The sequence below is a fragment of the Vibrio sp. CAU 1672 genome, from assembly GCF_029223195.1.
Classification (GTDB): domain Bacteria; phylum Pseudomonadota; class Gammaproteobacteria; order Enterobacterales; family Vibrionaceae; genus Vibrio.
In genome coordinates, this window is the sequence record NZ_JARHUF010000009.1 from 1 (window position 1) to 19484 (window position 19484).

The 19484-nt window shown below is 48.9% G+C and carries 18 protein-coding genes, 13 tRNA genes and 1 pseudogene; 7 read left to right on the forward strand and 25 right to left on the reverse strand.

All coding sequences use genetic code 11. The annotated features are described in order from the left end of the window. Positions 1–40 precede the first annotated feature (40 nt). A tRNA-Asp gene (locus tag P2G85_RS10175) sits at positions 41–117 on the forward strand. A 462-nt stretch (positions 118–579) separates the two neighbouring features. Further along, positions 580–2017: pseudogene (locus P2G85_RS10180) on the forward strand (NAD-dependent succinate-semialdehyde dehydrogenase). Positions 2018–2349: 332 nt separating this feature from the next. Here P2G85_RS10180 and P2G85_RS10185 read toward each other — a convergent pair. The 15 genes from P2G85_RS10185 to mutY all read right to left on the reverse strand — a co-directional run bounded on the left by P2G85_RS10185 (position 2350) and on the right by mutY (position 7006). Next, positions 2350–2425, reverse strand: a tRNA-Asn gene (locus tag P2G85_RS10185). Between the two features lie 5 nt (positions 2426–2430). Further along, positions 2431–2506, reverse strand: a tRNA-Thr gene (locus P2G85_RS10190). Between the two features lie 41 nt (positions 2507–2547). Further along, positions 2548–2623 (reverse strand) — tRNA-Asn (locus P2G85_RS10195). A 22-nt stretch (positions 2624–2645) separates the two neighbouring features. Continuing rightward, a tRNA-Thr gene (locus tag P2G85_RS10200) sits at positions 2646–2721 on the reverse strand. A gap of 54 nt (positions 2722–2775) precedes the next feature. Further along, positions 2776–2851: transfer RNA gene (locus P2G85_RS10205), tRNA-Phe, on the reverse strand. A gap of 713 nt (positions 2852–3564) precedes the next feature. After that, positions 3565–3640: transfer RNA gene (locus tag P2G85_RS10210), tRNA-Asn, on the reverse strand. A 40-nt stretch (positions 3641–3680) separates the two neighbouring features. Continuing rightward, positions 3681–3756: transfer RNA gene (locus P2G85_RS10215), tRNA-Phe, on the reverse strand. Positions 3757–3763: 7 nt separating this feature from the next. Continuing rightward, a tRNA-Thr gene (locus P2G85_RS10220) sits at positions 3764–3839 on the reverse strand. A gap of 75 nt (positions 3840–3914) precedes the next feature. Next, positions 3915–3990: transfer RNA gene (locus P2G85_RS10225), tRNA-Asn, on the reverse strand. Between the two features lie 40 nt (positions 3991–4030). Then, positions 4031–4106, reverse strand: a tRNA-Phe gene (locus tag P2G85_RS10230). A gap of 7 nt (positions 4107–4113) precedes the next feature. After that, a tRNA-Thr gene (locus P2G85_RS10235) sits at positions 4114–4189 on the reverse strand. A 52-nt stretch (positions 4190–4241) separates the two neighbouring features. Continuing rightward, a tRNA-Phe gene (locus tag P2G85_RS10240) sits at positions 4242–4317 on the reverse strand. 100 nt (positions 4318–4417) lie between these two features. After that, entirely contained in the window at positions 4418–5557 is a 1140-nt protein-coding gene (gene mltC / locus P2G85_RS10245; RefSeq protein ID WP_275863991.1) for a membrane-bound lytic murein transglycosylase MltC, read from the reverse strand. Positions 5558–5637: 80 nt separating this feature from the next. After that, positions 5638–5910, reverse strand: coding sequence for an oxidative damage protection protein (locus P2G85_RS10250; protein ID WP_005381002.1), 273 nt, complete (start codon positions 5908–5910; stop codon positions 5638–5640). A 19-nt stretch (positions 5911–5929) separates the two neighbouring features. After that, on the reverse strand, positions 5930–7006 hold the full coding sequence (mutY, locus tag P2G85_RS10255) for an A/G-specific adenine glycosylase (protein ID WP_275863992.1): 1077 nt from the start codon (positions 7004–7006) through the stop codon (positions 5930–5932). Between the two features lie 203 nt (positions 7007–7209). On the opposite strand from mutY, the gene trmB reads away from it, so the two are divergent. The 3 genes from trmB to glsB all read left to right on the forward strand — a co-directional run bounded on the left by trmB (position 7210) and on the right by glsB (position 9978). Then, positions 7210–7929, forward strand: a complete 720-nt coding sequence (gene trmB / locus P2G85_RS10260) for a tRNA (guanosine(46)-N7)-methyltransferase TrmB (RefSeq protein ID WP_275863993.1) — start codon at positions 7210–7212, stop codon at positions 7927–7929. 11 nt (positions 7930–7940) lie between these two features. Next, positions 7941–8969: a DNA methylase gene (locus tag P2G85_RS10265; protein WP_275863994.1), complete on the forward strand. Its 1029-nt coding sequence runs from the start codon at positions 7941–7943 to the stop codon at positions 8967–8969. An 88-nt stretch (positions 8970–9057) separates the two neighbouring features. Next, positions 9058–9978 carry a glutaminase B gene (glsB, locus tag P2G85_RS10270; protein ID WP_275863995.1) on the forward strand — a complete coding sequence of 307 codons (921 nt, stop codon included), beginning with the start codon at positions 9058–9060 and terminating at the stop codon, positions 9976–9978. A gap of 54 nt (positions 9979–10032) precedes the next feature. Here the strand turns inward: glsB and hemW are convergent, their stop codons facing one another. The 7 genes from hemW to P2G85_RS10305 form a co-directional block, all read right to left on the reverse strand. Then, positions 10033–11211, reverse strand: a complete 1179-nt coding sequence (gene hemW / locus P2G85_RS10275; RefSeq protein ID WP_275863996.1) for a radical SAM family heme chaperone HemW — start codon at positions 11209–11211, stop codon at positions 10033–10035. 18 nt (positions 11212–11229) lie between these two features. Continuing rightward, on the reverse strand, positions 11230–11832 hold the full coding sequence (locus P2G85_RS10280) for an XTP/dITP diphosphatase (RefSeq protein WP_275863997.1): 603 nt from the start codon (positions 11830–11832) through the stop codon (positions 11230–11232). Between the two features lie 281 nt (positions 11833–12113). Then, positions 12114–12545: a DUF4426 domain-containing protein gene (locus tag P2G85_RS10285; protein ID WP_275863998.1), complete on the reverse strand. Its 432-nt coding sequence runs from the start codon at positions 12543–12545 to the stop codon at positions 12114–12116. 41 nt (positions 12546–12586) lie between these two features. Continuing rightward, positions 12587–12877, reverse strand: a complete 291-nt coding sequence (gene yggU, locus P2G85_RS10290) for a DUF167 family protein YggU (RefSeq protein ID WP_275863999.1) — start codon at positions 12875–12877, stop codon at positions 12587–12589. After that, entirely contained in the window at positions 12877–13434 is a 558-nt protein-coding gene (locus P2G85_RS10295; protein ID WP_275864000.1) for a YggT family protein, read from the reverse strand. The genes yggU and P2G85_RS10295 overlap by 1 nt, the downstream gene beginning before the upstream one ends. Positions 13435–13472: 38 nt before the next feature. Then, on the reverse strand, positions 13473–14291 hold the full coding sequence (gene proC / locus P2G85_RS10300) for a pyrroline-5-carboxylate reductase (RefSeq protein WP_275864001.1): 819 nt from the start codon (positions 14289–14291) through the stop codon (positions 13473–13475). A gap of 119 nt (positions 14292–14410) precedes the next feature. Beyond that, the gene (locus P2G85_RS10305; protein WP_275864002.1) at positions 14411–15124 is read right to left on the reverse strand and encodes a YggS family pyridoxal phosphate-dependent enzyme; all 714 of its coding nucleotides are present in this window, start codon (positions 15122–15124) and stop codon (positions 14411–14413) included. Between the two features lie 28 nt (positions 15125–15152). Between P2G85_RS10305 and P2G85_RS10310 the strand changes: the two genes are divergently transcribed. Together P2G85_RS10310 and P2G85_RS10315 are read left to right on the forward strand one after the other, a co-directional pair. Then, the gene (locus P2G85_RS10310) at positions 15153–16193 is read left to right on the forward strand and encodes a type IV pilus twitching motility protein PilT (protein WP_275864003.1); all 1041 of its coding nucleotides are present in this window, start codon (positions 15153–15155) and stop codon (positions 16191–16193) included. Between the two features lie 14 nt (positions 16194–16207). Continuing rightward, on the forward strand, positions 16208–17314 hold the full coding sequence (locus tag P2G85_RS10315) for a PilT/PilU family type 4a pilus ATPase (RefSeq protein WP_275864004.1): 1107 nt from the start codon (positions 16208–16210) through the stop codon (positions 17312–17314). Between the two features lie 72 nt (positions 17315–17386). Here the strand turns inward: P2G85_RS10315 and ruvX are convergent, their stop codons facing one another. From ruvX to gshB, 3 genes are all read right to left on the reverse strand, one after another. After that, a complete protein-coding gene (ruvX, locus tag P2G85_RS10320; RefSeq protein WP_275864005.1) occupies positions 17387–17812 on the reverse strand; it encodes a Holliday junction resolvase RuvX in 426 nt (141 codons plus the stop codon). Positions 17813–17854: 42 nt separating this feature from the next. Further along, positions 17855–18418 carry a YqgE/AlgH family protein gene (locus tag P2G85_RS10325; RefSeq protein WP_275864006.1) on the reverse strand — a complete coding sequence of 188 codons (564 nt, stop codon included), beginning with the start codon at positions 18416–18418 and terminating at the stop codon, positions 17855–17857. 108 nt (positions 18419–18526) lie between these two features. Beyond that, on the reverse strand, positions 18527–19477 hold the full coding sequence (gshB, locus tag P2G85_RS10330; protein WP_275864007.1) for a glutathione synthase: 951 nt from the start codon (positions 19475–19477) through the stop codon (positions 18527–18529). Positions 19478–19484 lie beyond the last annotated feature (7 nt).

Genomic DNA, 19484 nt, shown 5'->3' on the forward strand with positions numbered 1-19484 from the left:
TTAAATTTTGGACACCTGCCAATAGCAGGTAAGCCACTGCGGAGTGGTAGTTCAGTTGGTTAGAATACCGGCCTGTCACGCCGGGGGTCGCGGGTTCGAGTCCCGTCCACTCCGCCACTTATTTAAGCCCCAGTCGAAAGACTGGGGCTTTTTCGTATGCCTACGAAAAAGCCCTGTGGGCAGGTATTTCCCTTTCAGAAGCCTTGCTGATCCATAGTGAGGTTTTTTTCGGTTTTGGTACTCGGGATATAGGACGAGTATTTAGCTTGAATTTTGCTTACCACCTCTGGCGCTCTGTGTGCCTTGTTAAGGGCTAACGGCGCTTAAATGAGCCCAACAGCATTACTGATACAGAAACTTGGTTAGACAATATTGTGAGTCCCTTGTTCTGGTTGTTCGTGATTGATTAAGTTTCCGGACGTCGGAAAAAGCCCGTCACTTAGCAGGTGTTTTTGTGCAGGAAAAAGAGGAGGGTGCGCTTCACAACAGATTCGTGGACGGATAAAAAGAAAGATAAGTTTACTTTACTCTAAGGATGCACGGGTATTACTCTGTCGCCACTGTTCCAATCGAGTATTACTGATGCAGCTTTTAAAAAATAATACATTAAATCAGCTTTTTGAAAATCTTTCCGTGACGTCGGGAATTTCTGTTTATAACCCGGCTACCGAAGAAGAAATCATTAGGCTAGCTCCAACTGCAATAGGCGCACTCGCGTCGATCATTGAACAGTGCTCACTAGCTCAAAAGGCATGGGCGCAACTAAGCGCCAAACAGCGTTCAGTATATTTGAAGCGCTGGTTTGGGTTGTTGGGGGAAAACGCAGAAGATATTGCGACGATCATTACCTTAGAACAGGGGAAACCACTGACAGAGAGTCGGGGAGAGGTGGCTTATGGTGCAGCGTTCGTAGAGTGGTTTGCTGAAGAAGCGAAGCGAGCCTATGGTGAAGTGATACCGGCAACAACAACAGACAAACGCTTGACGACGATTAAGCAGCCTGTCGGCGTTTGTGCGGCCATCACCCCCTGGAACTTTCCTATTGCGATGATCACCCGCAAGGCCGCACCAGCATTGGCTGCCGGCTGTGGCATGATCATCAAACCTTCCGAGCTGACACCACTTACTGCTCTTGCGGTTGTTGAGCTCGCTTATCAGGCTGGGATCCCTAAACCTCTGCTGCCAGTTGTGATTTCGGAACAAGCCGCAGAGTTTGGTCAGGTATTGTCGACGGATCCTGGCATCAAGAAGATTTCGTTTACGGGCTCAACACGTGTCGGAAAAATTTTGATGAAGCAGGCCAGTGAAACTGTTAAAGCCGTATCTATGGAACTGGGGGGCAATGCACCGTTTATTGTATTTGATGATGCTGACTTGGAATTAGCCGCAGAAGGGCTGATCGCCTCAAAATTCCGTAATGCCGGGCAAACGTGTGTGTGTACAAACCGTCTATATATTCATAAAGATATAAAAGAACGATTTATGGAAAAAGTTCTGTCTAAACTTGCTGCGCTAAAAGTCGGTAACGGTTTAGATTCTGGTGTGACTGTCGGGCCTGTGATTACAATGGCCTCTAAACATCGTCTGGAGGCGGTTATCGACCAAGCGCTGCAAGAAGGGAGCAAGGATCGCTACTCGTCGTCAGAAGCTCACAGGTCGCTTTGTGGAGCCAATCATTCTGGATAACGTAGAGCAAGGTATGGCTATGGTTCAGCAAGAGTTGTTTGGCCCCGTATTGCCGGTGTTGACTTTTGAAGATGACGAGCAAGTACTGGCGATGGCAAATGACACGGAATATGGTCTTGATTGTTATTTTTATACCGATAGCCTGAAGCGTATAGTGAGCTTCAGCGAAGAGCTGGAATACGGCATGGTCGGTGTGAATGAAGGTATCATCTCTACCGAAGTGGCACCGTTTGGTGGGATCAAAGAATCTGGCGTTGGGCGCGAGGGTGCTAAGCAAGGCTTAGATGAATACCTGGAAACGAAATATGTCTGTTTAGGTGGGCTTGGTTAACCTTTTGGCTCAGAAGGCTTCTACAAGCCAGGGAGAGGGCTGGGTAGCAGGCCGTGCCTTCCAGAACTCTTACGTTAGCGACTATGTTTCATTAATTTAAGCTCAAAAAGCCCAGTACGATTACTGGGCTTTGTTATTCGTGGCGCCGGTACCACAGTGAACGGTGGATTTGCAACTGGATTTAAATGGTAGATACAGAAGGGTCGTGTCTTGGGACAGGACTGCGCGAGTCAACGCTGATGGCGACACTTCGGTTTGAGGTCATGGTTTGGTACAAACCAGGAGAGTAAGATGCAAAAAAGCCGCATCAAGTGATGCGGCCTTTTTTAAAATGGCTCCCCCTGCGGGACTCGAACCTGCGACATACGGATTAACAGTCCGCCGTTCTACCAACTGAACTAAGGGGGAAAAGATGGTGCCGACTACCGGAATCGAACTGGTGACCTACTGATTACAAGTCAGTTGCTCTACCTACTGAGCTAAGTCGGCACATTTCAATGTTAATAAGCCTAATGCTCATTACTTGAAAGTGGCTCCCCCTGCGGGACTCGAACCTGCGACATACGGATTAACAGTCCGCCGTTCTACCAACTGAACTAAGGGGGAATTATCTTTTCAACAAGAATAATGGTGCCGACTACCGGAATCGAACTGGTGACCTACTGATTACAAGTCAGTTGCTCTACCTACTGAGCTAAGTCGGCCAAACTTATTATTCTTGATATTGCTGTTGCTAATGCACCAACAATTGCAAATTGTGGTGCCCGGAGGCGGAATCGAACCACCGACACGAGGATTTTCAATCCTCTGCTCTACCGACTGAGCTATCCGGGCGACGAGGTGTATTAAACGGTTTTTCCGTTCTTAGGTCAACAGGAAAATACAAAAAAAATATCGTTTGCTGATTTTGTGTGCGTAGTGGGGTGTTTTTGCGCGTTTTAGCTAAAGTTACGCCACTATTAAAGAGCTGAAGGAGCTTTTTTTAAGATGTTGAAAGCGGCTAGTTTGGTTAAATGAATAGAAAGTACACCTGAAAATGTGCATTTTATTAGACAATTGACCTTAAATGAGTGCTTTGGCGGGAATTGGTTTGTCTCGCCACTCTCAGGATGCTAGTGTTGATGCTCTGTTACGGCGCAAACTAGCCGATTGCCGCTCGCGTCGTTACGCTTCGCAGTGCGAGCCAGTAATAGATGAGAGAGCTCTTTGGTGTTGATTTGCTGTGGCCTGCATCCACCATAACAGCAAAGTTATCGATTCGAGAATACGCCCTTCTTAGCTTTGCGTGTAGCTTCAGTAGCATTGTTTAGTGCTAGTCAGTGAGTTTGCTTGGCAAGAACAGTCTGCCATCCAAAATATTTGCGATATCTTTCAGCTTCCGTTCAAAGTCTGCCGGGGCTACTAAGCAATTTGGTCGCGTAATAAGATCTGAGTGCCATTGGTGGAGGTAGGAATAACAGAAAGCGGATGGTAAACAATCAGGCCAAAACGGAAAAAGGAGTTTAGAATGCAAAAAAGCCGCATCAAGTGATGCGGCTTTTTTAAAGTGGCTCCCCCTGCGGGACTCGAACCTGCGACATACGGATTAACAGTCCGCCGTTCTACCAACTGAACTAAGGGGGAATTATTTGTGTCATCTCTTTCGAGATGAAGCACCAAATAATGGTGCCTCGAGGCGGAATCGAACCACCGACACGAGGATTTTCAATCCTCTGCTCTACCGACTGAGCTATCGAGGCAAAAGAATGGTGCCGACTACCGGAATCGAACTGGTGACCTACTGATTACAAGTCAGTTGCTCTACCTACTGAGCTAAGTCGGCACACTGTATTCTTTTTCGTAGAAGAGACTTGCTCTTCGTTGTCAGAACCTCATTCTTAATGAAGCTCTTAGAAAGTGGCTCCCCCTGCGGGACTCGAACCTGCGACATACGGATTAACAGTCCGCCGTTCTACCAACTGAACTAAGGGGGAATTATTTGTGTCATCTCTTTCGAGATGAAGCACCAAATAATGGTGCCTCGAGGCGGAATCGAACCACCGACACGAGGATTTTCAATCCTCTGCTCTACCGACTGAGCTATCGAGGCAAAAGAATGGTGCCGACTACCGGAATCGAACTGGTGACCTACTGATTACAAGTCAGTTGCTCTACCTACTGAGCTAAGTCGGCACACTGTATTCTTTATAACTTATTGATGTCTAAGACACCAACAAACAAATTGTGGTGCCCGGAGGCGGAATCGAACCACCGACACGAGGATTTTCAATCCTCTGCTCTACCGACTGAGCTATCCGGGCGACGGAGCGCTATTAAACGGATTTTCCTGCTTTGCGTCAACCACTTTTTTTAAATAATTTCAAAAAAGTGTCTGTTTGTTTGCTTTTCATTCAACTGTCATTACAAAGTTTGCGCTGCGTTAAATTCCTTTTTGAAATTTGTAACTTTTTCTAGGTAGCGACGGGCTTCGGCATTGGGATGCTTTTTGGTAAGGGCCCAATAGACCTGATTCGGTTGCAGTGAGTTTAAATCCTGCATCGCGCGTTTGCGATCCCGGCTGAATGTGTTGAGAACACCACCGGTTCCGCCATTGTAGGCCGAGATCATACTGTATTCGAGAGAGGTCGGGTGACGAACATCTTTCAGGTAGCGGTTTTTCAGGATGTAAAAATAGGCGGTACCGGTATCGATATTGTTTTCCGGATTGAACAAGTACTCCGGAGTCGGCTGACCAGATTTGTTCTTTACCAGTTTAAAGACATCACGACCTGCTGTTTTTGGTACTACCTGCATCAGGCCATAAGCATTGGCCCAACTTACTGCATACGGATTAAAGCTGCTCTCGGTTTTGATGATGGCATAAATCAAATCCTCTGGGATGTCATAGCGCTTTGATGCCCGGCGTACGATGTCGGCATATTGATAACTGCGCTGGGAGAAGTGATCTTCCACCATCGGGATCTCAACGTAATAAGCTTTTTTGAAATCCACATCCTTGGTTTTGACTTTATTTGCGATCAGGTAGTCTGCAAATCGATTGGCGCGCCATGACCACTGGATTGGTTTTTTGTCCTGATCAATGACCTGTTTATAGAGAAACGGCTGTCCCTGTAGCTTGATCTCCTTTGAGGAAAAAAGGTCAACGTTGGCGGGGTCGTCAGGGGTGAGCAGGGTCGTTACTATCGCGTTTTTTAGGTGCTTTTGTGGTTCAGTGGGGGAAACGGTTTCTATGGTGATGACGCCCTTTTTAAAGTCGACTTCGGCACGACTCATGTAGTTGTCTATGTACTTAACATAATTGCTTTTACCCGCATATTTTATTTCACGCTTTCCCCAGCGTTTCTGGATATTGCCAGAAAAACTGTTGATCAACGCGTCCAGTGCTGCAGTATCTTTTTCAAACTGACCCGGAAGCTCGGCCAGGTTCCTGGCAAAGCGGTTGGTGGGCTCGTAATTGACATCATAGAGCTTCTCTACGAACTCTCGACTGCAACCTGCCAACAACAGCGCTGTGGAAATAAAAACGGCAATTTTCTTCATAAGTAATGACAACTGGAGGTTAAAATAAAAATGACATCACAAAAGCTGTTGTGATGTCATTGTTTTAAAACAAGTTCGAGTTATTCACTCGGTGGTGTGTAGCCTTCGATGTGAACATCTTTGCCTTCAAACAGGAAGTTCACCATCTCAGTTTCGATCAGTTTGCGGTGTTCTGGATCCATCATGTTGAGTTTCTTTTCGTTGATCAACATGGTCTGTTTATGCTGCCACTGAGCCCAGGCTTCTTTTGAAATGTTATCGAAAATGCGTTTACCCAGCTCTCCCGGGTAAAGTTGAAAGTCGAGACCTTCACCTTCTTTCTTCAGTCGAGCACAAAAAACAGTGCGGCTCATAATGACTCCTTGTATTTAATTAACGAAGTTCGTAAGGCAGTGCTTCCAGCAATAGTTTTACTGGTGCTGCTAAGCCCACTTCTTCTGGTTGAGATAAGTTATACCAAAGACCTTTACTACCTTCCATTATCACATCAGGTTGCTTTGACAGATCAATCAAAATCGGTGTGATCTCCAGATGGTAATGGCTGAACGTATGGCGGAAAGTGATCAGGGTCTGCTGATCTTTGATGTCATGCGCATCAATGCCCCTTTGTTCCAGCAGCAGGCCGATATCTGTTTCTTCATCAACATGGTCGGTTTGCGGGAAGCAGAACAGTCCGCCCCAAATACCGGTTTGCGGTCTCTGCTCCAGCCACACTTCGTGGCCTTGCTTATTGTGGTAATGCAGCATCACGAAACGTGTTTGCTTCACTGGTTTGTCTTTTTTTGGTTTCTTGCCAGGATAGTCGAGCATGTTGCCCTGCTTGTATGACACACATAAATCGCTGACCGGACACAGACTGCATTTGGGCTTACTGCGCGTGCAGATCATCGCTCCCATGTCCATCATCGCCTGGTTATACTTGTCGACATCGGCTTGCGGGGTATGTGTTCGGGCAATTTCCCATAGTTGGTTTTCGACTTTCTTTTGTCCCGGCCATCCTGCAATCGCAAAACAGCGCGATAAAGTGCGTTTGACGTTACCGTCCAGAATGGCGTGCGGTTGCTTATAAACCGATGAAAGCACGGCAGCAGCGGTTGAACGGCCAATTCCCGGCAAAGCATTCAGCTGTTCAATATCAAGCGGAAACTCACCGTGATACTTATGGGCGACCTCTTTAGCGGCTTTATGAAGGTTACGAGCACGTGCGTAGTAACCCAGGCCGGTCCAGAGATGCAGAACTTCATCCTGTTCAGCATTAGCCAGATCGATAACGGTCGGGAATCGTTCCAAGAAACGTTGATAATAGGGAATGACGGTAGTGACCTGAGTTTGCTGAAGCATGATTTCAGACAACCAGACACTGTAGGCAGTTTTATTTTGTTGCCACGGAAGATCTTTTCTTCCATATGCGTCATACCATTTTAATATGGCACTTGCGAAAGGTGTCACGACTTGCTCTGTATTGTATGATTGATTAGGTGCAAAATTGCACCACAGAATGCAGGGTAAGTACAACAGATAAACTGTAGGGATATAGCTCCAGGTAAGGTCGTTGTTGGCACGTTACTGCAGGGCTGGTCAACAAATACTTGCACCTAAGTAAATTCTTTGGATAATCCCCGCTTTGATTAATCAATGTGCAGGCAAAATCAATGAGTGAAGTAACCACTAACGAATATAACGAAGACGGCAAACTGATCCGTAAAGTGCGCAGTTTCGTCCGCCGAGAAGGTCGTCTAACTAAGGGCCAGGAAAACGCGATGAACGAGTGCTGGCCAACCATGGGTATCGATTACAAAGCGGAACTTCTTGACTGGAAAGAAGTTTTTGGTAACGACAATCCAGTGGTGCTTGAAATCGGTTTTGGTATGGGTGCTTCACTGGTTGAAATGGCAAAGAATGCGCCAGAGAAAAACTTCGTTGGCATTGAAGTGCACAGCCCGGGCGTCGGGGCTTGCCTGGCCGATGCTCGCGAAGCTGGTCTGACTAACCTGCGTGTTATGTGCCACGATGCAGTGGAAGTGTTTGAGCATATGATCCCAGATGACAGCCTAACCACGCTGCAGCTGTTCTTCCCTGACCCATGGCACAAGAAACGTCACCATAAGCGTCGTATCGTTCAGCTTGATTTCGCTGAAATGGTCCGTCAGAAGCTTATCCCTAACGAGGGGATCTTCCACATGGCTACCGACTGGGAAAACTACGCTGAACACATGATTGAAATCATGAACCAGGCACCTGGCTTCGCCAATATCGCGGAAGAGGGCGACTTTGTTCCTCGTCCTGAAGAGCGTCCACTAACTAAATTTGAAGCCCGCGGCCACCGTCTGGGGCATGGTGTGTGGGATATCAAATACAAGCGCACGGCTTAAGGAGTCAGTCGATGTACCACTATGCGATATTAGCGAATCCGGGTCACAACCGTATTTATTTTGATAGCGCAATGACCATCGCTTGTTCGGAGCTGAAAGCCATTCTGGCTGCCGAAGGTGTTGAAGTAACTGAAATTGGCAATAAAGATGTGGGGTTACCTGCTGCATTAGTGTTCTCTTGTGAAGAGGCTCTGAGCGCAGAACAGACTCGCAAAATTGCCGCGTCTTCCATCTACTATGCGTTGTTTGAAGTACGAGAAGATGGCCTGTTGCGTCCAATTCAGGCGCCTGCATTCAATACTTTTCCTGAGAGCATGAGCCAGATCCTGCGTTACACTGGTAAAACCAACGAGCAGTTTACGCGTTTGATGGTGAACCTGGGGGTGAGTGCGGCCAAAACCGGCAGCACACCGCTAACGCTGATGGACCCGATGTGTGGTAAAGGTACAACCCTGTTTGAAGGTTTGATTCACGGTCTGAATGTCGTCGGTGTTGAGATCAATGCCAAATGGGTTCAGGAGATCCAGACATTCATCGTTAAGTTCATGAAAAACGGTCGTTTCAAGCATAAGGTGAGCAAAGAAAAGCGCACTTCTGCTGGTAAGAAAGTCGCGGATGGTTTCCTGATTGAGGCGGCTGCGGATAAGGCAGAGTACAATAAAGGCCAGGTGCAAACCATGAAGCTGTATTCCGCTGATACCCGGATTGCCGATCAGGTGGTGAAGAAGAACTCCGTAGATGTGATGGTTTCTGACCTGCCTTATGGTGTGCAGCACGGCAGCAAGAATGCTAAAGACAGCAAGTTAAACCGCAGCCCACTGGAGCTTTTGCAGCAAGCACTGCCTGCATGGAAAGTGGTACTGAAAAAGCATGGTGCAGTGGTGCTGTCTTTTAATGAGTTCACCCTGAAATGGAAAGAGGTGGCGGCATTGTTTGAACAGCAAGGGTGGCAGGTGCTTTCCGAAGATCCGTATATCGGTTATCTTCACCGGGTTGATCAATCTATCAACCGCAATATTATTGTGGCGGTGAAGCCCTAGTTGATTTGATGACAGTGAGTCTGATGGAAAAGCCAACTTCAACGTTGGCTTTTTTTACCTCTGAGCCCTGCGAGAGTGAAGGTAGAGAATGAAACCTACAGCACAAATTTTGACAGATATCCTGGCGGAGGTTCGCCCTTTGATTGGCCAGGGAAAAGTGGCCGATTACATTCCGGCGCTGGCTAAAGTGCCGAACGACAAGTTAGGCCTTGCGGTTTATACGACTCAAGGTGAAGTGATCAAAGCCGGCGATGCAGAAGAGCCGTTTTCGATCCAGTCGATCTCGAAAGCGCTGAGTTTGACCCTGGCGATGTGCCTGTACAAGCAGGAAGAGATCTGGACCCGGGTTGGTAAAGAGCCGTCGGGTCAGGCATTCAATTCGATGATCCAGCTTGAGATGGAGCAGGGGATTCCACGTAATCCATTTATCAATGCCGGTGCTATTGTGGTGGCCGATCTGTTACAGAGCCGCCTTTCTGCGCCGCGGCAGCGTTTACTGGATTTTGCTCGCCAGCTGTCTGGTGATACCCATATCGTTTATGACAAAGTCGTGGCAGCTTCGGAGATGATGCATGGTGATCGCAACGCTGCGATTGCTTACCTGATGCGCTCGTTTGGCAACTTTGAAAATGAGGTGATCCCGGTACTGCAAAATTACTTCCATGCCTGTGCGCTGAAGATGAGCTGCGTTGATTTGGCGAAAACCTTCAGCTACCTGGCAAATAAAGGCACTTCGGTGCAAACCGGCAAGCCGGTAGTATCGCCGGTGCAGACCAAGCAACTGAATGCCTTACTGGCTACCTGTGGCCTGTATGATGGCGCGGGTGAGTTTGCTTACCGGGTCGGCATGCCGGGCAAGTCAGGTGTTGGTGGTGGCATCATCGCCGTGGTGCCGGGTGAAATGACGATTGCGGTATGGTCGCCGGAGCTGGATGCGTCGGGTAACTCGCTGGCTGGTACTAAAGCGCTTGAGCTGTTATCTGAGCGTATCGGCCGTTCGATTTTCTAGCGTTAGCAACGCAAAAAGCCTCTCAGTTGAGAGGCTTTCGGTTTTCAGCTTGGCTTAGTCTTCGTCTTGTTCCGCCATAAACGCTTCCAGCAAATCGTTAAGGAACAGTTTGCCTTTTTCGGTGATCTGCCAATGGGTGTCGGTTTCACTGAGATAACCCATCTCTAATGCCCACTCGATGGTTTCCTGAATCGAACTTAATGGCAGGCCAGTGGTATTGACATAATCTTGTTTCGGGCAGGCTTCCATCAAACGGAAGCGGTTCATAAAGAACTCAAACGGGCGGTCTTCATCGGCCACCAACTGCTCACTGTCCAGATATGGTTTGAGCATGTTCTGGTACGCTGCCAGATAACCACGCGGGTGCTTGATCTTAGTGGTGCGGATGATGCGCCCATCAGCAAAACTCAGTTTACCGTGCGATCCACAGCCGATCCCCAGGTAGTCACCAAAACGCCAGTAGTTAAGGTTGTGCCGGCACTGATAGCCAGGCTTGCTGTAGCCGGAAATCTCGTACTGCACATAACCGGCGGCGGTGAGTTTCTGATGCCCTTGTTCGAAAATGTCCCACAAGTCATCGTCGTCAGGTAACGTCGGTGGCTTGTAGTAGAACATGGTGTTAGGTTCGATGGTGAGCTGATACCACGAGAGGTGCGGTGGAGCCAGTTCTATTGCTTTGTCCAGATCCGCCAATGCTTGTTCGATACTCTGGTCTGGCAGGCCATGCATTAAGTCGAGGTTAAAGCTGTTCAAGCCGATTTGGTGGGCCAGCCTGGCGGCATTGATCGCTTCATCCTGGCCGTGGATCCGCCCCAAGTGCTCGAGTTTTTGCTGCTCAAAGCTCTGCACACCAATCGAGATGCGTGTCACACCGGCTTGGCGATAGCCGGCGAAACGTTCTGCCTCAATGGTGCCGGGATTGGCCTCCATGGTGATCTCGATATCCGGTTTAAACGGAATACGTGCTTCGATGCCTTTGAGCAGGCGTTCGATCCCTTCGGCTGAGATCAGGCTTGGTGTGCCACCGCCGATAAAGATCGAATGTAGCGGACGCGGTGCGTCGTTTAAGCGATATTTGTCGATGTCGCTATCCAGATCTTCCAGAAGAGCATGGATGTAATCCTCTTCCGGGATCTCCGCTTTGAGTGCGTGTGAGTTAAAGTCGCAATACGGGCACTTCTGTACACACCATGGGATGTGGACATACAGGCTCAGTGCTGGGGGCGTTAACATGGTCAAACTCGCTCGGTTTTACAGAGAAACGTGCTCAGACAGTTGTGCGAACAGCGATTTCAGCGCTTTGCCGCGGTGAGACAACTGCTTCTTACGTGCTGGTTCTAGCTCTGCTGATGCACAGTGGTCTTCTGGCACGAAGAAGATGGGATCATAGCCAAAGCCGTTTTCACCCTGGGCTGCGGTAAGAATACGGCCTTCCCATTTGCCGTGACAAACGATCGGGGTTGGATCGTTCTCGTGACGCATCAATACCAGTACACAGTGGAAGCGTGCCGTGCGCTGATCTTCAGCTACCCCGTCCATTGCTTGAAGCAGCTTTTCCAGGTTCTCCTGGTCTGATGCTTGTTCACCGGCATAACGTGCCGAGTAGATGCCCGGAGCTCCTTTCAGGAAGTCAACTTCCAGGCCAGAGTCGTCAGCGATTGCTGGCAGGCCCGTTTCATGCGCGGCGTGTCGTGCTTTAATGATCGCGTTCTCAATAAACGTGGTGCCCGTTTCCGCTACTTCAGATACGTTGAACTCACTTTGCGCCAATACTTCAAAACCGAAATCTGACAGCAGATCTGCCATCTCACGAACTTTGCCTTGGTTACCTGTTGCTAGCACTATTTTTTTCATGGTCGTCTCTTTCTGTAGCGATAAGGGGAGAACGTGCTGTTCTGCCCAAGATACCAATTTACCTAACACACAGTTCAGTTATGCGGGCTAAAATCGCTGATAGCGGCGGTATAGATTGGGGAGTTAGAACCACGGGTTACTTCAATCTATGCCTCGCTCTGGGCAATTTATTCTACGCAAACTTGCTAAACCGTTAATTATCCAGATTGGTATAAATAGTTTTTGGTCTACGGGTGTCCAAAAGCATTTAGATCATCACAACCCAATTACTCTTCGACATATCACTCTTCAACAAAAAACTTCTGGGTGAATTTAAGCTTACCTGAGCCTTTGTTTCCAGCTTTAACGTCAATATCGAAGCTAAAAGTTTCTTCATGAGTGATCGGAAACTCCGCCAGGTAGTAAATCGCCTCGCCTTCCTTAACCTGGCGGAAGGTTAAGGTTTGCGTCTGGCCGATTAAATTTCTTGCTTTACCGTGGATCTTGGCCTCCAGCGTAGGCTTACCCAGTGAGGAGGCATCCAGAACACTGATATTGACCACCGCCACATACCCGTTACGTTTGATCTGATAATTTCTGGCAATTTGTGGTGTGAGGAAGGTGGAATTAAAGGCGACGTAGTGCACCTCAAGATCTTTGATGCTCTTGTACTGCTCTGCCCAAACCGGCAGGGCCATCAAGCCAATCAGAAGTGCCGAGATCCATTTGCTCATCGTGATTTCCTTAACGTGCGAATAATGTAAATAAAAAGCCATCACAAGATGGCTTTAACTTCTTCAGGGATCTGAGCGGGGGACGATATCCGGATTTGTTTGTGGCGTCCCAGATCTCCTTTTTCTATCTCAACCAAGCCTTTAGCAACCCTGAACTGTTTGGCTAAAAACTTGCTCAAATGAGCGTTGGCTTTACCGTCAACAGGTGGTGCTGTGATAGCGATTTTCAGCTCATCGCCATGTAAGCCAACGATTTTATCCCGGCTGGCTTTGGGCTGAATGTATAACCGGAGAACGATATCGTCGCCATCATGCCATGCAGCTACAGACATTATAGCTGGTACCAGATGGGACCGATCATATCTCCCATCAGGAAGTTGGCAAACTGCAGCGCGACAAACAGCACCAAGACGCTCAGATCAAAACCACCCATAGGAGGAATAATGCGGCGAATAGGGGCCAGCATCGGTTCGGTCAGTTGGTGGAACACATATTCAATTGGGCTGCGGCCCTGACTGACCCAGCTCAGGATAGCGCGGATCAGCAATACCCAGAATAGCAAACCGCCTGCCGCTTTCAGCAGAGAAAGCACACCCAGCAACAGGAAGTCGGTGCTGAAAGAGACCGAACCGCTTGAGGCAATAAGGATCAGTGCAACAAACTTAAGCACACACAGCACATAAGCAAACAGCACTGTGGCCAGGTCGATACTGCCTAGCGACGGGATAAAGCGCCGCAGTGGCCCAACAACAGGTTGAGTCGCTTTAACAATAAATTGCGAAAACGGGTTGTAAAAATCTGCACGTGCAGCCTGCAACCAGATCCTCAAAATCACCACCATGATGTAGAGGTCAAATAGGGTTGAGATGAGGAAACTCATTGAATTCATAAGGTACCCTTAACATTAGTGAGCCTTGGGCTCAGAGATTAAAACAGTTTTTCCATTTCTTCAGCACGGGTAACAGCAGCCTGCATGGCTTTCGCTACAATGTCAGACAACTGGTGTTCGTTGAACGTACGCAACGCTTCGGCTGTGGTGCCACCCTTTGATGTTACGTTCTCACGCAGTGTTGCTAACTCGCTCTCCGGGTTGGCCACAACCATGCTCGCAGCGCCTAATGCCGCTTGCTGTACCAGTAAGCGGGCGGTCTGTTTATCAAAGCCCTGTGCCATGGCCTCTGCCTGCATTGCTTCCATAAACAAGAAGAAATAAGCGGGCGCACTGCCGGCGGCGGCAATGATGCTGTTGATGCCGGATTCTTGCTCGACCCAACACACTTGACCAACCGCTTGCATCAGCTGAGTGGCAAACATCTTATCGGCCTCAGAAACATGTTCAGGTGCAAACAGACCACTCATCCCCTGTCCGAGTTGAGCAGGGGTGTTAGGCATGACGCGAACAAGATTCAGCTTGCTGGCCAGCATCTGGTTCAGGCGTTCGCAGCCGATACCCGCAGCAATGGAAATGACCAGCTTGTGGCTCAGATCGACGGCCTGGAGTGGTTTACACACTTCAGCCATCATCTGGGGCTTAACCGATAACACAATCACATCCGCTGCCGCAGCGGCTTGCAGGTTGTCGCTGGTGGTTTTAATACCAAACTCCTGCTCCAGGGGCAAACGGCGAGTTTCTGATGGTGCCGTGGCCATGATGCGATGAGCCGGGTAGCCGTTGGCAATCAGGCCGGAGATGATGGCTCTTACCATGTTACCAGCGCCGATAAAGACGATCTTCTTGTGTTCCATGTGTTCGTTTCCCAAATCGTTAAATCTTGTGATTATATTATCTTTCCGTATGTATAATGGCTGAGCCTGTATAGCAGTTAGTCTTGCGGTGTATACCTGAAGAATGGCGAAGTCAGGGATCAGCTTTTGTTGGTACTGTAATCTCGGGCACCAAAAATGGCGGTACCAATGCGTACCATGGTGCTTCCTGCTTCGATGGCTGCGGTCATGTCACCGCTCATGCCCATCGACAGGGTATCAAGGTTTGGGTACCGTTGTGCCAATCGGTGTTTGAGATCGGCCAGCTGCTTAAATGCGTGCAACTGTGATTCATAATCCGAGACATTCGCCGGAATCGACATCAGTCCTCTTAAAGTGAGGTTTGGCAGTTGAGAAATCAACTCTGCCAGTGCAAATACCTCTTCATCGCTGGCGCCGGACTTCGAGGTTTCGCCACTGGTATTGACCTGAATCAGAACTTGCAGAGGTTTGAGTTCTGTTGGGCGTTGGTCGTTGAGTCGCTGGGCGATTTTAGCGCGATCAATGGTGTGCACCCAATCAAAATGCTCGGCTACCGGGCGTGACTTGTTAGATTGGATAGGGCCAATAAAGTGCCATTCGATATCAAGCTCCGGATGCTGCTGGGTAAAATGCTCGACTTTGCTGACGCCTTCCTGGACATAGTTTTCACCAAACGCCATCTGGCCAGCCTGACGCGCTGCGAGAATTGCCTCGACAGGTTTAGTTTTACTGACCGCTAAAAGTTGCACTGACTCTGGAGATCGGCCACATTTTTCTTCATCACGGCGGATTTGAGAGGTGATATGTTCAATGTTTTGTTGAATACTACTCATAGCTGTTCTTTTTGTTTAAGGATTTTAAATGGATATCACTGAGTTACTGGATTTTAGTGTAAAGCATAATGCCTCAGATCTACATCTTTCTGCAGGTGTACCACCTATGGTACGTATTGATGGCGATGTAAGAAAGTTAGGCATTCCTGCGTTTACTCACCAAGAAGTGCATCGTTTGGTCTTTGAAATCATGAACGATGCCCAGCGCAGTGAATTCGAAGAAAAACTCGAAGTCGACTTTTCGTTTGAATTGCATAACGTCGGTCGCTTTCGTGTCAATGTTTTTCACCAGTCTCGTGGGTGTGCGGCGGTGTTCCGAACCATCCCTGGCAGGATTCCAACCTTAGACGATCTCGATGCACCAGAGATCTTCAGGAAAATTGCCAATAATGAAAAAGGGCTGGTGTTAGTTACCGGCCCGACTGGTTCGGGTAAATCGACCACATTGGCTGCCATTGTTGACTACATTAACCGCAATCACAACAAGCACATTCTCACCATTGAAGATCCAATTGAATTTGTTCATGCCAATAACAAGTGTTTGATCAATCAGCGTGAAGTTCATCGTGATACGCACACCTTTCAGAATGCGTTGCGCAGTGCATTGCGTGAAGACCCGGACGTGATTCTGGTCGGGGAGATGCGTGATAAAGAAACCATCAGTTTAGCGCTTACGGCAGCAGAAACCGGGCATTTGGTTTTTGGTACCCTGCACACCAGCTCGGCGGCAAAGACCATTGACCGGATCATCGATGTGTTTCCCGGCAGCGATAAAGACATGGTGCGTTCCATGCTTTCTGAATCACTGACCTCAGTCATCGCCCAGAAGCTGCTGAAACGTGTCGGAGGCGGTCGTGTTGCCTGCCACGAGATCATGATGGCGACACCGGCAATTCGTAATTTGATCCGCGAGGATAAAGTCGCGCAGATGTACTCTATCATTCAAACTGGTGCGGTGCATGGGATGCAGACCATGGAACAAAATGCCCGTCAGCTAACGGCCCAGGGAGTAGTCGCCCGGGAAGAGGTCGACAAAAAGATCGAGTTGGAAACTCAGCAACTCTTGTAACAATGGATTGAATGATGGAACTCAATAAATATCTCGAAGGCATGTTGGCGCTGCAGGCGTCGGATTTATATATCACCGTTGGTGCGCCGATACTTTTCCGGGTCGATGGGGAACTGCGGCCGCAGGGCGATAAACTTTCTGAGCGTGACGTGGCATTGTTACTTGATAGTGCGATGGAGCCAGAACGTCGTCAGGAGTTTCGTCATAGTCGTGAATCGAATTTTGCGATAGTCAGAGATTGTGGGCGTTTTCGTGTCAGTGCTTTTTTCCAGCGTGAATTACCGGGTGCGGTGATCCGCAGGATTGAAACTAATATCCCGACCTTTGAGCAGCTGAAACTGCCGTTGGTGCTGCAGGATTTGGCGATAGCGAAACGTGGCCTGGTGCTGGTGGTCGGCGCTACCGGCTCGGGTAAGTCTACCACCATGGCGGCAATGACCGGATACCGCAATAGCCATCGAACCGGACATATCCTCACCGTTGAGGATCCGATTGAGTTTGTCCACGAGCATAAGCGCTGTATTGTGACCCAGCGTGAAGTCGGGCTCGATACTGAGAGTTATGAAGTGGCATTAAAGAACTCGCTGCGTCAGGCGCCTGATATGATTTTGATTGGTGAGATCCGCAGCCGGGAAACCATGGAATATGCAATGACCTTCGCAGAAACCGGACATTTGTGTATGGCGACCCTGCACGCCAATAATGCCAACCAAGCCCTGGAAAGGATCCTGCATCTGGTGCCTAATGAGCAAAAACAGCAGTTCTTGTTTGATCTGTCGATGAACCTCAAGGGGGTGATTGGCCAGCAGTTGATCCGGGATAAAAATGGCCAGGGGCGTCATGGTGTGTTTGAGATTCTGCTCAACAGCCCGCGAGTGTCTGATCTGATCCGGCGGGGTGATCTGCATGAACTTAAGGCGACCATGGCGCGCTCGAACGAGTTTGGCATGCTGACTTTTGACCAGTCACTGTACAAACTGGTTATGCAGGGTAAGATCAGCGAAGAAGATGCCTTGCACAGTGCCGATTCCGCCAATGATCTGCGTTTGATGCTGAAAACGCAGCGTGGCGAATTGTATGCATCGGGCAGCTTAACCAATGTCAAAATTGACATGGACTGATGATAGTAAAAAGGTTGGCTACGCCAACCTTTTTACTGTTATTTCGCAGACCAGCTTGTCGTCACTCTTGCTTTATTCGCTCCAGAGCGCTTCAAACCAGCTTTCTAAAATTACCACCGCCGACTGACAGTCGATATTACCCTTTGATAAGGCTTTGTAGCCGCCCATGTCAAACAGCTCTGCTCGCGCTTCGGCGGTGGAGAGGCGTTCATCATGCAGTTCGACCGGTAAACCAAAACGGCCGTGGAGCCGGTTGGCAAACTTTTTCGCTCTCGGGGTAATGGTGGCCAAATCTTTACCGTGCAGATCCGTGGGTAATCCGACAATTAACAAGTCAGGTTGCCATTCTTTGATCTGTTTTTCGATGTCATCCCAGTTCGGAATCCCATCATTGGCTTTAAATGCTTTTAAAGGCGAGGCGGTGCCTGTGATTTCTTGACCGATGGCGCTACCAATACTCTTGGTGCCGAAGTCAAAAGCCATAATTGTACGTGACATGCTGTGTCTCGGAATGTAATTGGTTTGAGTTTTAATTTATGCCTAAGCGTGGCCAGATTGTGCTGAAAGCTGACTTGGATCGATGCCGAGCTTTTCTACCGCTTTTTTCCAGCGTTCATTGATTGGGGTTTCGAAAATGATCTCTGGTGTGGCTTTGATGGTCAGCCAGGAGTTTTCTGCCAGCTCGGATTCCAGTTGCCCGGCACTCCAGCCAGAGTAACCCAGTGCGACCAGATAATCGCTTGGCTCTGCTTCGGTCCCCAGTACGGTAAGAATATCGCGCGAAGTGGTGACGGCAAGCTCGTCGGTCATCTGAATGCTGGATTCATAATAATCTTTGGGTTTGTGCAGAATAAAGCCGCGGTCTTCGGAGACCGGACCACCGTTATACACCGGTCTTTCCAGGCTTTCGGTAAACAGGCGCGGGTGGACGGGCTGGATATCAACTTGCTTGAGCATATTGCCGACGGTGATGTCCACAGGCGCATTGATGATGAGCCCCATCGCGCCCTCTTCGTTGTGTTCACACACGTAGATCACGCGATGCTGGAAGTAGGGATCTTTCATCCCCGGCATGGCCACTAAGAAGTGGTTTGTGAGGTTCATTTGCATATCGACCTTTCTGACTCGTTATACCCAAGTAGCGTGAACATGACAGGTTGAAGAGTCAGCGATTTTTTCTCTGACTCTCTTTTAACTCTACTACAGTTTGAATTATTCGCCCTGGACTCGACGTTCAATCGCATCCATCAGTTTACCGGTGATCGAGATATCAAACGCAGATTCGATTTCGCGAATGCAGGTCGGGCTGGTCACGTTGATTTCGGTCAGCTTGTCGCCAATCACATCCAGACCAACGAAAATCAGGCCTTTCTCTTTGAGGGTCGGGGCTACCGCCAGGGCGATTTGTTTGTCGGTTTCACTCAGAGGACGCGCTTCTCCCGTGCCGCCTGCCGCCAGGTTACCGCGGGTTTCTCCTTCGGCCGGAATGCGCGCCAGGCAGTAGGGCATGGGCTCACCGTCGACTACCAGAATACGTTTGTCACCATTGCTGATGTCCGGCACAAAGGCTTGTGCCATTGCGTAGTACTCGCCGTTATTGGTCAGGGTTTCGATGATCACCGATACGTTAGGATCATTGTCTTTAACCCGGAAGATAGAGGCGCCGCCCATACCATCGAGCGGTTTCAGGATCACATCGCCATGCTGTTCGCGGAAGGCTTTGATCCTATCCGCTTTGCGTGTCACGATCGTCGTCGGCGTCAGTTCCGGGAACCAGGCGGTAAAGAGTTTTTCGTTGCAGTCACGAAGGCTCTGAGGTTTGTTGACAATCAGAGTGCCTTGCTCTTCAGCGCGCTCAAGGATGTAGGTGCCATAGATGTACTCGGTATCAAACGGCGGGTCTTTACGCATCAGGACGGCATCTAGTTCTGACAGCTCAATGCTCTGCTCGGAGCCAAATTCATACCAACCAGCAGGATCTTCTTTAAGTGTAACGATTTTAGTGTCTGCGATAGCTACGCCTTGATCGAGATGAAGATCGCCCATCTCCATATAATGAATTTCGTAGCCGCGGCGCTGTGCTTCAAGCAGCATGGCAAAGCTAGAATCTTTCTTAATGTTAATGGACGAGATTGGATCCATTACAATTCCGAGTTTGAGCATTATTGTT

What these genes read in the sequence shown, in the direction of transcription:
- hemW (WP_275863996.1), bottom strand. Translation starts at nt 11,211, where the DNA reads ATGTTAACGCCCCCAGCACTGAGCCTGTATGTCCACATCCCATGGTGT.
- trmB (WP_275863993.1), top strand. Translation starts at nt 7,210, where the DNA reads ATGAGTGAAGTAACCACTAACGAATATAACGAAGACGGCAAACTGATC.
- proC (WP_275864001.1), bottom strand. Translation starts at nt 14,291, where the DNA reads ATGGAACACAAGAAGATCGTCTTTATCGGCGCTGGTAACATGGTAAGA.
- P2G85_RS10285 (WP_275863998.1), bottom strand. Translation starts at nt 12,545, where the DNA reads ATGAGCAAATGGATCTCGGCACTTCTGATTGGCTTGATGGCCCTGCCG.
- P2G85_RS10250 (WP_005381002.1), bottom strand. Translation starts at nt 5,910, where the DNA reads ATGAGCCGCACTGTTTTTTGTGCTCGACTGAAGAAAGAAGGTGAAGGT.
- P2G85_RS10310 (WP_275864003.1), top strand. Translation starts at nt 15,153, where the DNA reads ATGGATATCACTGAGTTACTGGATTTTAGTGTAAAGCATAATGCCTCA.
- mltC (WP_275863991.1), bottom strand. Translation starts at nt 5,557, where the DNA reads ATGAAGAAAATTGCCGTTTTTATTTCCACAGCGCTGTTGTTGGCAGGT.
- P2G85_RS10280 (WP_275863997.1), bottom strand. Translation starts at nt 11,832, where the DNA reads ATGAAAAAAATAGTGCTAGCAACAGGTAACCAAGGCAAAGTTCGTGAG.
- yggU (WP_275863999.1), bottom strand. Translation starts at nt 12,877, where the DNA reads ATGTCTGTAGCTGCATGGCATGATGGCGACGATATCGTTCTCCGGTTA.
- P2G85_RS10305 (WP_275864002.1), bottom strand. Translation starts at nt 15,124, where the DNA reads ATGAGTAGTATTCAACAAAACATTGAACATATCACCTCTCAAATCCGC.
- P2G85_RS10325 (WP_275864006.1), bottom strand. Translation starts at nt 18,418, where the DNA reads ATGAACCTCACAAACCACTTCTTAGTGGCCATGCCGGGGATGAAAGAT.
- gshB (WP_275864007.1), bottom strand. Translation starts at nt 19,477, where the DNA reads ATGCTCAAACTCGGAATTGTAATGGATCCAATCTCGTCCATTAACATT.
- P2G85_RS10315 (WP_275864004.1), top strand. Translation starts at nt 16,208, where the DNA reads ATGGAACTCAATAAATATCTCGAAGGCATGTTGGCGCTGCAGGCGTCG.
- P2G85_RS10295 (WP_275864000.1), bottom strand. Translation starts at nt 13,434, where the DNA reads ATGAATTCAATGAGTTTCCTCATCTCAACCCTATTTGACCTCTACATC.
- P2G85_RS10265 (WP_275863994.1), top strand. Translation starts at nt 7,941, where the DNA reads ATGTACCACTATGCGATATTAGCGAATCCGGGTCACAACCGTATTTAT.
- ruvX (WP_275864005.1), bottom strand. Translation starts at nt 17,812, where the DNA reads ATGTCACGTACAATTATGGCTTTTGACTTCGGCACCAAGAGTATTGGT.
- glsB (WP_275863995.1), top strand. Translation starts at nt 9,058, where the DNA reads ATGAAACCTACAGCACAAATTTTGACAGATATCCTGGCGGAGGTTCGC.